Origin of the sequence: Bradyrhizobium sp. CCGUVB14 (genome assembly GCF_024199935.1) — a bacterium.
GTDB lineage: Bacteria > Pseudomonadota > Alphaproteobacteria > Rhizobiales > Xanthobacteraceae > Bradyrhizobium.
Genome location: NZ_JANADS010000001.1, coordinates 1,777,535 through 1,788,609 on the forward strand (window position 1 = coordinate 1,777,535; position 11,075 = coordinate 1,788,609).

Annotated in this window: 6 protein-coding genes and 7 pseudogenes; 10 read left to right on the plus strand and 3 right to left on the minus strand. The window is 61.3% G+C overall.

Features of this window, described 5'->3' with window-relative positions; genetic code table 11:
- Positions 1–26: 26 nt before the first annotated feature.
- Positions 27–182, minus strand: a pseudogene (locus NLM32_RS08280) (transposase); the annotation flags it as partial.
- 214 nt (positions 183–396) lie between these two features.
- Between NLM32_RS08280 and NLM32_RS08285 the strand changes: the two are divergent.
- From NLM32_RS08285 to NLM32_RS08300, 4 genes and pseudogenes are all read left to right on the plus strand, one after another.
- Positions 397–798: a transposase gene (locus NLM32_RS08285; RefSeq protein WP_254128654.1), complete on the plus strand. Its 402-nt coding sequence runs from the start codon at positions 397–399 to the stop codon at positions 796–798.
- A complete protein-coding gene (tnpB, locus tag NLM32_RS08290; protein WP_254128655.1) occupies positions 795–1,142 on the plus strand; it encodes an IS66 family insertion sequence element accessory protein TnpB in 348 nt (115 codons plus the stop codon). Before NLM32_RS08285 ends, tnpB (NLM32_RS08290) begins: the two co-directional genes overlap by 4 nt.
- Before the next feature lie 46 nt (positions 1,143–1,188).
- The gene (locus tag NLM32_RS08295) at positions 1,189–2,841 is read left to right on the plus strand and encodes an IS66 family transposase (protein ID WP_254128656.1); all 1,653 of its coding nucleotides are present in this window, start codon (positions 1,189–1,191) and stop codon (positions 2,839–2,841) included.
- 124 nt (positions 2,842–2,965) lie between these two features.
- Positions 2,966–3,226, plus strand: a pseudogene (locus NLM32_RS08300) (transposase); the annotation flags it as partial.
- Positions 3,227–3,228: 2 nt separating this feature from the next.
- Here the strand turns inward: NLM32_RS08300 and NLM32_RS46280 are convergent.
- A pseudogene (locus tag NLM32_RS46280) lies at positions 3,229–4,617 on the minus strand (IS110 family transposase).
- Positions 4,618–4,866: 249 nt separating this feature from the next.
- On the opposite strand from NLM32_RS46280, the pseudogene NLM32_RS08310 reads away from it, so the two are divergent.
- The 3 genes and pseudogenes from NLM32_RS08310 to NLM32_RS08320 all read left to right on the plus strand — a co-directional run.
- Positions 4,867–5,259: pseudogene (locus NLM32_RS08310) on the plus strand (IS3 family transposase); the annotation flags it as partial.
- Positions 5,260–5,938: 679 nt separating this feature from the next.
- Positions 5,939–7,375 (plus strand): IS701 family transposase, encoded by a 1,437-nt coding sequence (locus NLM32_RS08315; RefSeq protein ID WP_254128466.1) that lies wholly within the window; start codon positions 5,939–5,941, stop codon positions 7,373–7,375.
- A 688-nt stretch (positions 7,376–8,063) separates the two neighbouring features.
- Positions 8,064–8,711: pseudogene (locus NLM32_RS08320) on the plus strand (reverse transcriptase domain-containing protein); the annotation flags it as partial.
- A gap of 85 nt (positions 8,712–8,796) precedes the next feature.
- Here NLM32_RS08320 and NLM32_RS08325 read toward each other — a convergent pair.
- Positions 8,797–9,725, minus strand: a pseudogene (locus tag NLM32_RS08325) (IS701 family transposase); the annotation flags it as partial.
- Between the two features lie 104 nt (positions 9,726–9,829).
- Between NLM32_RS08325 and NLM32_RS08330 the strand changes: the two are divergent.
- The 3 genes and pseudogenes from NLM32_RS08330 to tnpB (NLM32_RS08340) all read left to right on the plus strand — a co-directional run.
- Positions 9,830–10,228: pseudogene (locus tag NLM32_RS08330) on the plus strand (transposase); the annotation flags it as partial.
- Positions 10,229–10,310: 82 nt separating this feature from the next.
- Positions 10,311–10,709 (plus strand): transposase, encoded by a 399-nt coding sequence (locus NLM32_RS08335; protein WP_254128299.1) that lies wholly within the window; start codon positions 10,311–10,313, stop codon positions 10,707–10,709.
- Entirely contained in the window at positions 10,690–11,043 is a 354-nt protein-coding gene (gene tnpB / locus NLM32_RS08340; RefSeq protein WP_027584880.1) for an IS66 family insertion sequence element accessory protein TnpB, read from the plus strand. The genes NLM32_RS08335 and tnpB (NLM32_RS08340) overlap by 20 nt, the downstream gene beginning before the upstream one ends.
- Positions 11,044–11,075: the final 32 nt, after the last annotated feature.

The window sequence follows — 11,075 nt, forward strand, 5'->3', positions numbered from 1 at the left end:
AACCCGTCGCGCACCGCCTTGCGCCAGGCCGACAAATGCTGCGGCGACAGATCGTGGCGCCGCGCGACGTCCGAGACGATCGCGCCAGGCACAAAGGATTCCGAGACAATCCGTCTCTTGACCTCGTCGCTCCAGCGCCGCCGGACTCGTAGCTGCGATGCGTCGACAACACGCTCGATCATCTATGCAAACCGTCCTCTTCAAGACGGAACTCATTTTGCCGATCTGCTCAACAGCAACAAGGTGCGGGAGACACGCCGCTTACGGCGTACTGAGCTCGTCGCAAATTTGAACAGCGCGATAAGTGGGGTTTCTTCCGTATTCCTCCGTTGAGGGCCGCCTTGTTTGACGGATGCGAACGCTGCAGGTCCTAGGGGTAATCCTAGGAGAAGCGCTATGACGATTTCGCGGGCAGAGGTGATCACATCGGTCGAGCGGCGGCGGCGGTGGTCGCAGGATGAGAAGGAACGGCTAGTTGCAGCATCGCTCGAGCCCGGAGCCACTGTTTCCGAGGTGGCTCGCATGGCCGGCCTTCATGTGAGCCAGCTGTTCAAGTGGCGCAAAGAGCTTTGCAAGCACAATGATGCGAGTATAGCACCGTTAGTGCCGGTCGAGATTGGGCCGTCTGTGCCGCCCCGGGATGTGGCCGAAGCGCCTTTGACGACGGCACCGGCGCGTCGACGAAGGAGCCAGGGGATCATCGAGATTGATCTTGGTAGCGGACACCGCATCCGGGTCGATGGCGAGGTTGATGGAGACGCGCTGCGTCGAGTTCTCGATGCTCTGGTGCGCCGATGATCCCGGTTCCGACAGGTGCGCGAGTGTGGCTCGCAACAGGCTACACGGATATGCGCAGAGGCTTTCCGTCGTTGGCGCTCCAAGTGCAGGAGGTGCTGCGCAAAGACCCGCTCGGCGGTCATCTGTTCGTCTTCCGCGGTCGCCGCAGCGATCTTGTGAAGATGATCTGGCACGATGGCCAGGGCGCATGCCTGTTTACCAAAAGACTCGAGAGAGGAAGGTTCATTTGGCCATCTGTTGCCGGTGAATCGGTAACGATCTCGCCGGCGCAGTTGAGCTATCTGTTGTCCGGGATCGATTGGCGCAATCCACAAGAAACCCAGCGTCCGACGCGGGTCGGATAGCTGTTTTACGGTTTGAATCTGCTGCTTGATCTGATTCAATGGCTTCATGATATCGAAGCCGGACGAACTTCCATCGGACCTTGTCAGTGCCCTGGCGGCGCTGCAGGCCGAGCGTGAGGCGCGGCTGCAAGCCGAGGCGGTGGCTGCTAGTGCGCGGGCGGAGCTATCAGACAACGAGGCGCTGATCGCGCATCTCGAGCTGCGAATCGAGAAGCTCAAACGCGAACTGTACGGGCAGCGTTCCGAGCGCACGGCACGGCTGCTTGAGCAGCTGGAGTTGGAACTCGAAGAACTCGTCACCACGGCGAGCGAGGATGAGCTTGCCGCGCAGGCCGCAGCGGCGAAGACGCAGAACGTCCGCCCCTTCATGCGCAAGCGGCCGGTGCGCAAGCCATGGCCGGACGACATCGAACGCGAGCGCGTCGTTATTGAGGCTCCAACGACCTGTACCTGCTGCGGTGGATCGCGGCTGGCGAAGATCGGTGAGGATGTGACCAAGACGCTGGAGGAGATCCCGCGCCGGTTCAAGCTGATCGAGACGGTACGCGAGAAGTTCACCTGCCGCGATTGCGAGAAGATCAGCCAGCCGCCCGCGCCGTTCCATGCCACGCCCCGCGGCTTCATCGGCCCACAATTGCTGGCGACGATCCTGTTCGACAAGTTCGGCATGCATATCCCGCTCAACCGCCAGAGTGCGCGCTTCAAGTGCGAGGGGATTGACCTACCGTTGTCGACGCTGGCCGACCAGGTCGGCCACGGGACCTTTGCCGTCATGCCGCTCTTCCACTTGATCGAACGCCATGTGCTCGCTGCCGATCGCCTTCATGGCGACGACACCACCATCCGCATCCTGGCGAAGGGCAAGTGCACGACCGGCCGGATCTGGACTTATGTGCGGGATGACCAGCCCTTCGCCGGCCCTGCGCCGCCGGCGGCGGTCTATTACGCCTCGAGCGACCGACGAGGCGAGCATCCGCAAAAACACCTGGCCCGGTTCAGCGGAATCCTCCAGGCGGACTGCTACAACGGCTTCGAGCCGCTGTTCGACCCGCGGAAGAAGGCGCAGCCGATTACGCCGGCGTATTGCTTTGCCCATGCGCGGCGGGGCTTCTTCGAGCTGGCTGATATCGAGAAAAATGCTCGGGAAGGGAAGAAGGGCAAACCGGTCTCTCCGATCGCGCTGGAGGCGGTCAAACGCCTCGATGCGTTGTTCGAGGTCGAGCGCGCCATCAACGGCTGCGGCGCCGACGAGCGGCGCGCCGTGCGCCAGGACAAGAGCAAGCCGCTTCTCGAGGACATGCACGCTTTGTTGCTGCGTGAGCGCGAAACCCTCTCGCGCTCCTCTGAGGTCCTGAAGCCAATCAACTACATGCTCCGGCGCTGGGACGACTTCGCCCGCTTCCTCGACGATGGCAGGATCTGCTTGACCAACAATTGTGCCGAGCGCGCATTGAGAGGCATCGCCCTGGGAAGGCGCAACTGGACCTTCGCCGGCAGCCAGCGCGGCGCCGACCGGGCCGCCATCATGCTGACGATGATCACGACCTGTCGCCTCAACGACGTCGACCCCAAGGCCTGGCTCGCCGACGTCCTTGCCCGTATCGCGGATCTTCCCTCATCGTGTCTGCACGAACTGCTGCCTTGGGAATGGAAGCTCCTGCGCCAAGCCGACACGCCCGCCGATCATCAGGCTGCCTGACCTTCACGCAACACCATCATAGAGCTCGCCGTGCCCGCGCGCATGCGTCAATCAGGCGGTCTTCGTCGTATGAGTACTTTCTTCCTGACGGCGGGCAAGATGGACCTGCGAATCAGGAGAGACGATGAGCAGGCGAGCGCGGCGGAACCACACTGCGGCTTTCAAGGCGAAGGTGGCGCTTGCCGCCGTCAAAGGTGACCGCACGTTGGCGCAACTAGCGGAGCAATTCGACGTTCACCCCAATCAGATCATATCGTGGAAGGCGCAGCTCGAAGGCGGCGCTGCCGATGTCTTCGGTCAGGGTAACGTGAGTCGGATCGCCGAGCCCACCATCGACGTGAAGTCACGGCACGCCAAGATCGGCGAGCTTGCGTTGGAGAACGATTCCTAAGAAACGGCATCGCCGACGTTCGGCTCCAAGGGCTGGAGAACGAAGCCGAATGCCTTGGCACGCCGATGCAAATTGTTGACCATTCGCGTCCGGTAGCGCGTCTCGTAGGAAGAGGCCCCGGGATCGACATAGTCCATTCCGTATCGCACAGCATTGTAGAACAGAACTGCGATCTTGCGGGCCGTGGCGGTCACTGCCTTGGCCCTTGGCCTTACCGATGCGCGATGAAAGTCGCCTGTGAAAGGCGCCGAGCGCAGTATCGGTGCGTCCGACGGTGACGGCAGCAAGGCGCAGAAGCGCCGCCGCCCGGCCGCCGGATCGGCGCGTTCGGGACGAGAGCCTTTTGCCGCCGGAGACCTTGTTGCTCGGCGCCAGTCCTAGCCGGGAGGTAAAATGCTTTGCACTTGGCCGCGAGGCGAGGTCGTCCCCGCATTCAGCGATCAGCTTCAGCGAGAGGTAAGGACCGAGGCCGTCGATCGTGGTGATGTCTTTTCCCAGCAACGCGAACAGCGCCTCGCGGACGTCGAAAGCTAGAGCGTTCGCCTGATCGGTCCGATTCCGACGTAGCGAGGCCAGCGGTGCTGGTCCATGGCCACGACCGCGATGGTAGCTCAGTTCCTTCAACACGGCTTCGATCCAGGCGTCGCAGGCAGATGCCTTCTCGTGGTAGGTGTCGTAAAGGGCAGTGCCTGCTCGAGCGCAAACAGATGCTCGGCGCGGTAGCTCCCGGTGAGCGCCTTCGCAATCGTCTCGGCACTGGAGTGGCAACTGTAGTGGCGCAAGCACGCCAGCGCCTCGGGATCGCGCTCGCCGGCAAGAATCGCGCGTATGATGCGCAAGCCGGTCGCGCCGGTGATGTCGGCGACGACGTGGTGGAGCTGAAGATTCATCTCCGTCAAGGCCTTCTGCATATGCTGGATGTGTGAGGCCGCGTACTCCAGCAGACGCTCGCGCTGACGCACGTAGGCTCGCAGTTCGGCAATCTGCCCTTTGGGCTGAAAGCTGGCCCGCAGCAACCCGAATGAATGGAGTCGCTGCAACCATTGCGCATCGCTGACATCGGTCTTACGCCTCGGCACGTGCTTGGCATCGCGCGCGTTGACAAGGAACACGGTAAATCCCCGGGCATCGAGAAGCTCGAAAATCGGAATCCAGTAGACGCTGGTCGATTCCATGGCGACGGTCTCGACGCCGCATTCCGTAAACCAGTCGACCAGCCGATGCAGATCGGCTGTGAAGGTACCGAAACTGTGGACTGGCTCCGGAGCGCGATCTGCCCTAACGGCCGCCATATGCATGGTGGCGCCAACGTCGATGGCAGCCGCGTTCGGGTGCACCATCGGCATGTTACCGCCGTCCTTCGACTTCGATCTTTTGGGGTTCATCTGTAGCTCCTCCTGACTCCGGCGGAAGGGCTGGGCTGCGCAATTCATCAAGTTCCTAAACGGGATCGCCGAGATGGCGTCACCACTCTCAAGTGCGCAACAGCCCATGGACCATGTTTTTTGACGGGGTCACGTGCCACCAAAATCGTATCGGCCGCTCCCTTCCGGCCGCAGTCTAGCGATTACCCGTTTATATCCCACAGGGGGCGCGCAGCGCCCGCTCAGTTTTTTAGAAGGAGCGCTCACTAAGGCGGGATTGCTGAGCGCAAAGCGATGATCAACCGTGAACACGACCTGCCGATCACCAAACAGGCGGAAGTTTTGAAGATCAGTCGTGGCAGTGTCTATTATCTACCACGTCCGGTGTCGCCCGCCGACCTCGCGATCATGCAACGGCTCGACCGGCTGCACCTGGAGTTTCCTTTCGCCGGTTCGCGAATGTTGCGAGGCCTGCTGGCTGCCGAGGGGTGCAAGATCGGCCGCCGGCATGTCAAAACGCTGATGCGGCGGATGGGGATAGAGGCGCTGTACCGCCGTCCGCGCACCATCCAACCCGACCTCGGGCACAAGATCTATCCATATCTGCTACGCGGCATGGAGATCTCGCGTCCGAACCAAATCTGGGCGATGGACATCACCTTTGGTGCGCCTCGCTCCGAGAAATCGGGGAGGCATATGTTTGGAACGCATTGAGAAAGGAGGAATTTGACGCGCCTGCTTCCTGCTGTGGGGAAGCATGAGCCCAAGCGGCGGTGACCTGCTGTCAACTAGCAGGGTGACGTAGGCCGTAGGTAAAGGGGATTGAGGCGAAACCGTTACGCCGAGATGGTTCCCGAGGCTGAATATCGGAAGGTTCAGGAACATGAACCGGTTCATCCGCGTCTGTGGGCTAAATGTCGCCTCCGCCTACACGGTTTAACAGGTGGAACGCTGAATGGTGTCGAAGGATATGTAGCCGGAGACATTTGAACGCGAGCGTAGATGTAAGGCGTCTGTGCGTGGGCCGAGGGGAGAACACAGCCAAACCTGAGGCAATGGCATCGACTTGCAGCAAGCAAGGCAAAAGACTGCGACCGTCAACCTCACCGATGCGCTGGTAGTCCAACATATGAACGAGGGAAGGCATGAGCAGAATGGCAAGGGAGTTGACCCCGATTTCCGTCATGTGTAAGCGCGCATTTTACTGCACAGGCTGCGCGCGCGGCTGGCCGCGGCGTCGCGTGACGCCGGGCCCTAGTCTGACTGAGTCACAAAACCGCAGGCTTTGGCCGGCCAGAATCAGCGATGGTTGAGGCATCGACCATCAACCGACGAGGCCGACATGAACGGGCGTGGCACCAAGACCAGCGAAATGCGATTTGCGGCGTATTTGGAAGGGCTTGCCAGCGTCATCGGTCATGCGGATCGGAAGGCGCCACTGCGCGACTATTGCGTCGGCCTGATGGCCTGTGGCGGTCGCAAGAGCGTGGAGCCGATGGCGGCGGTGACGGCTCCGGAACGGACGGCCGCCCAGCATCAATCGCTGCTGCATTTCGTCGGCAGCGGCGCCTGGTCGGATGAGAAGGTGCTGGGCAAGGTACGCGAGATGGTCCTGCCGGCGATTGAACGCCAGGGCCCGATCGAAGCTTGGATCATCGATGACACCGGATTTCCCAAGCAGGGGCGACACTCGGTTGGAGTTGCACGGCAATATTGCGGGCAGCTCGGCAAGCAGGATAATTGCCAGGTGGCGGTGTCACTGTCGATTGCCAACCACCACGCCAGCCTGCCTGTCGCCTATCGCCTTTATCTTCCGAAGGAATGGACTGAGGATTGCGATCGGCGGCGCAAGGTGGGCATTCCTGCCGAAGTCGGCTTCCGGACCAAGCCTGAGATCGCGCTGGAGCAGTTGCGGTGGGCCTGTGCGAGCGAACTTCCGCGCGGTGTCGTGCTGATGGACGCGGGCTATGGCAACAACAGCGATCTGCGCACGGAGATCACGGCGCTGGGATTGACCTATGTGGCGGGTCTTCTGTCGAGCACAACGGTATGGGCGCCCGGCACCGGTCCCTTGCCGCCGAAGCCATGGTCGGGCCGCGGTCGTCCCCCGAAACTGATGCGCCGCAACCGTCAGCATCAACCGGCCGCCGTCAAGGCGCTCGCGATCGGCCTGCCGGCCAAAGCTTGGCGCACCATCACATGGCGGCAAGGAACGAACGAAAAGCTGAGCTCGCGCTTTGCCCGCGTCCGGGTCCGTGCCGCGCACCGTGATTATTGCCAAACCACCCAGCGGTTGGAGGAATGGTTGCTGATCGAATGGCCGAAAGGCGAGGACCAGCCTACCAAATACTGGCTCTCGACATTGCCGGAGGATGTGGCATTCCGGACTCTCGTAGAGACGGCTAAATTGCGCTGGCGCATCGAACGCGACTATCAGGATCTCAAGCAGGAAGTCGGGCTTGGCCACTTCGAGGGACGCGGCTGGCGCGGCTTTCATCATCACGCAACGATGTGCATTGCAGCCTTCGGATTCCTGATCTCCGAGCGGGAGACGATTCCCCCCTCAGGCGCTCGGTGCGCCCGGCCGATCCCGCTCGCTCGCGTTCCCGCAGATTACAGACCCCGCGGATCTGCCACTGCGAACCCAACGCCACATTCCAGATTCGATCACGACGATGCGACGGCGGCTCGAACAAGGGCTGGTCCGAACGTTGTTGAGATGTCCTTGTTGTGCGATCAAGTTCGCCCACTCCACCGACCACCGTTTGTGACGCAGTAGGACTAGCGGGATCATCGGAACGGCTTGATTGATCCTGAGCGTTCGACCGTCAGCCGCTGTCGTTGTCAGCGGGCAGTTTTTTTGAGCGGTGCAGTTGAACGGGTCGAAGGATATGTAGCCGGAGACACCCGAACGCGAGCGTAGACGTAAGGCGTCTTGCGTGGGCCGAGGGGAGAACACAGCCAAACCTGAGGCAATGGCATCGACTTGCAGCAAGCAAGGGAAAAGACTGCGACCGGCAACCTCACCGATGCGCTGGTAGTCCAACATATGAACGAGGGAAGGCATGAGCGGAATGGTAAGGGAGTTGACCCCGATGTCCGTCATGCTGGCAGAGCTCTCGTAGTAGTCCGAGGCCGGGAAAGCCGGTCACATGGCGAAGGGGAGCAGTTTGAGTTGCTTGGAGTGCACGTGATCTGACCTAATGAGGTGAAGACCTTTGATAATCAGTGAAATGCAGCACAAGCTCGCGAAGTGGGCCGCGGCCGATCAGACCCGCCGGTTTGATCGATTGCTCCGGCTCATCACCGACAGGAATTGGCTTGCTGAGGCGGCCCGGATCGTCCTGGCGTCGAAAGGCGCTAATACACCGGGTCTTGACGGAATGGACAAGCGACTATTTACTGCCGTTCTGGAGCGTCATCTGGATCGGTTGCGCGTGGCCCTGTTGGACGGCACTTACCGCCCAATGCCGGTCAAGCGAATCCATATCCCGAAGGCCAACGGCAAGTTGAGACCATTGGGTATACCGATCCTGCTGGACCGCATCGTCCAGCGGGCGATGCTGATGGCCATGGAGCCGATCTGGGAGAGCGACTTCCACTCTGGTTCCTACGGCTTCCGCCCCGAGCGCAGTGTTCATCATGCGGTTCGTACAGTGAGGATGCAGTTGCAGGATGGCTCTGACTCGAAGGGCCGCTGGATCATCGAAGGAGATCTGGCGAGCTACTTCACGTCGATTCCACACGGTTCGCTGATGCGATGCCTGACACGACGGATCGCCGACGGACGACTCCTCTCGACTATCAAAGGCTGGTTGACAGTCCCGGTAGTTGAACGGAGCGGAAGACGGACGATACAGACGGCAGATGCGCGCAAGTTTAAGAAAGGGACCCCGCAAGGCTCTCCTCTGAGTCCATTGCTGGCGAACATTTACTTCCGACGCTTTCTGCTGGCCTGGCGCGACCACGGACACCAAGAACAACTCGACGCCTACGTCGTCAACTATGCCGACGATCTCGTGATCTGCTGCCGCCCCGGCCAAGCCGAGGCGGCGATGAAGCGAATGACGGTACTGATGAACAGGCTCGGGCTGGAGGTGAACGAGACCAAGACCCGCATCGCTCGATTGCCGTTGGAACGATTCACGTTCCTAGCACTACTTTGGCAGTTTAGTTTTGCCAGGGTCGACCAGGAGTTTCTCACAGTGCGGGCATCGCCTGGGTGGAGGCCGTGCGAAGAGGTCGAGGATGGCTTGCCTGACGGCCGGCATGCTCGGCTGTGGCGGCGGTCCCGCTATTCTTTTTTTTCGTCCCGCTGCTTTGAGGCGGCGGGATTGGAGGAAGGCGTAGGCGATCATGGTCATCAAGGCGTGTCGGTGTAACCCCGTCCAGGATCTCCCTTCGAAGTGGTCGAGGCCAAGCTCCTCCTTGAGCTGCTGATGGGCCTGCTCACAGACCCATCTGGCTTTGATCGTGGCGACGAGCATCTTGAGGCTCGCATCGGCCGGTAGGTTCGACACATAGTATTTTTGCTCGCCAGTCGACCGGCGTTCGCCGACGAGCCAGACCTCGTCGCCCGGCATGCACTGCACCCGATTATCGAGCATGCGGTGCTTATGGCCATCCGCAACGCGGACACGGCGGGCCGCGAAGAGACATGTCAGTCGACCTTTGGTGCCCCGCCGCCAACTGACCCTTCGCCATTTTCCTTTGGCCAACATCGCTTCAGCAGCGACAGGGGGCTGATCTGGAATGTGGTATTTGCGACGCTTTCCGACCTTCGCGACAGGGAAGATCAAGGCAACGTCGGCGGGATAAACGTTCTGGCGTCGCGACAGACCCACCGCCCACAACAGACCGCGCTCGCTCAAAGCCTGACGGAAAGTCCCACTGGAGCCGTACCCTGAATCGGCAAGCACACAGCCAAAACGTGCACCGGAGGCGATGACGCGGTCGATCTCCGCGATCGCGATTTGCGGCTTTGTCAGTGCAGTCTGTCTATCCTTCGGCACACCGGCCCGCGCCATGCGCTCACGATCATCTGTCCAACTCTCGGGTAGGAATAGCCGCAGGCCCACCATCACTGGTACCTCGTGCGACGCCAACGTTACCGAGACCAGCGACTGGCAGACCGTATGTTCGTTGTCCGAGAGGTGGCTCGTCCGCAATATGCGATGAGCGAGGGTTGCGCCGGGTGGGCCGGCGCCGAGCCTCTCACATAGGAGGACGAGCCGTGCGGCAGGATAGCAAAATCTACGTGGGACTGGATACGTCGAAGCTGAAGATCTCGGTAGCCGTAGCCGAGGCGGGGCGCGATGGCGACGTGCGCTTCATCGGCGAGATCGACAGCGCGCCTGATGCGGTGGAGCGATTGATAGCGAAGCTCGCCAAAAGGCACCGGGACCTCGCCTTTTGCTACGAAGCCGGCCCGACCGGCTACGGTCTCCATCGTCAGATCACGCGGCTTGGCCACGACTGCATCGTGGTTGCACCATCACTGATCCCGAAGCGGCCTGGAGAACGGGTCAAGACCAATCGCCGTGATGCGCTGACCCTGGCCAAGCTGCATCGTGCAGGAGAGCTGACCGCGGTCTGGGTACCGGATCCGGAGCACGAGGCGGTGCGAGAACTGTAAGCGCTCCTTTCTACGCACCTATGCAGTTGAGCGCGGGGATGGGATGAGGTGTCCACCATGAGCGAGGTGGACACCATCGATGATAACTCCAGAAGAACCTTTGAGACTTGAGACGGTCGGCGTGTTGTGCAATGGCCGGCGTCGCTATGATCCGGCCAGCAAACAGCGACTGGTCGAGGCCTGTCTGCAGCCTGGCGTGTCGCTGGCGGGGCTGGCGTTGCAACACGGCGTGAACGCGAACCTGCTGCGCAAGTGGGTGGCCAAGCGACAACTTCAGAACGGGGATGACCAGCCGGAGGCGCGGGCGCCGATTGCGCCAGCTTTTATTCCGGTTTGCGCGACGGAGCGATCCTGTGCAGGGCGGCTGACGGCATCGATGCCCAACGGCGTGACGCTTTCGCTGGAAGGCGGCGACGCGCAGTTGCTGTCGGCGGTGATTGAAGCGCTGGGGCGTTGCGATGTTCCGACTGGCGTCTGATCTTCGGGTCTACCTTCACCGCGAACCGATTGACTTCCGGGCGGGCATCAACAGCCTGGCGATCGTGGTGGAGCAGTCGATGGGGCTGGATCCGTTCCAACGCGCGGTGTTCGCGTTCTGCAATCGTCGCCGCGACCGGATCAAGCTGCTGATTTATGATCGGTCAGGATTTTGGATGCTGCTGAAGCGGCTGGAGGCCGACAGATTCCACTGGCCCCGAAGTCAGGAGGCGGTGCTGACGCTGACGATGGAGGAGCTGCACTGGCTGCTTGACGGCATCAACATCGCGGCGATGCGTCGTCATCCGGTGCGGCAATATCAGAGCGTGGGCTGAGCGTGTTCGATGCGGGCGGCGTCATCGGGCTT

What these genes read in the sequence shown, in the direction of transcription:
- NLM32_RS08285 (WP_254128654.1), top strand. Translation starts at nt 397, where the DNA reads ATGACGATTTCGCGGGCAGAGGTGATCACATCGGTCGAGCGGCGGCGG.
- tnpB (WP_254128655.1), top strand. Translation starts at nt 795, where the DNA reads ATGATCCCGGTTCCGACAGGTGCGCGAGTGTGGCTCGCAACAGGCTAC.
- NLM32_RS08295 (WP_254128656.1), top strand. Translation starts at nt 1,189, where the DNA reads ATGATATCGAAGCCGGACGAACTTCCATCGGACCTTGTCAGTGCCCTG.
- NLM32_RS08315 (WP_254128466.1), top strand. Translation starts at nt 5,939, where the DNA reads ATGAACGGGCGTGGCACCAAGACCAGCGAAATGCGATTTGCGGCGTAT.
- NLM32_RS08335 (WP_254128299.1), top strand. Translation starts at nt 10,311, where the DNA reads ATGATAACTCCAGAAGAACCTTTGAGACTTGAGACGGTCGGCGTGTTG.
- tnpB (WP_027584880.1), top strand. Translation starts at nt 10,690, where the DNA reads ATGTTCCGACTGGCGTCTGATCTTCGGGTCTACCTTCACCGCGAACCG.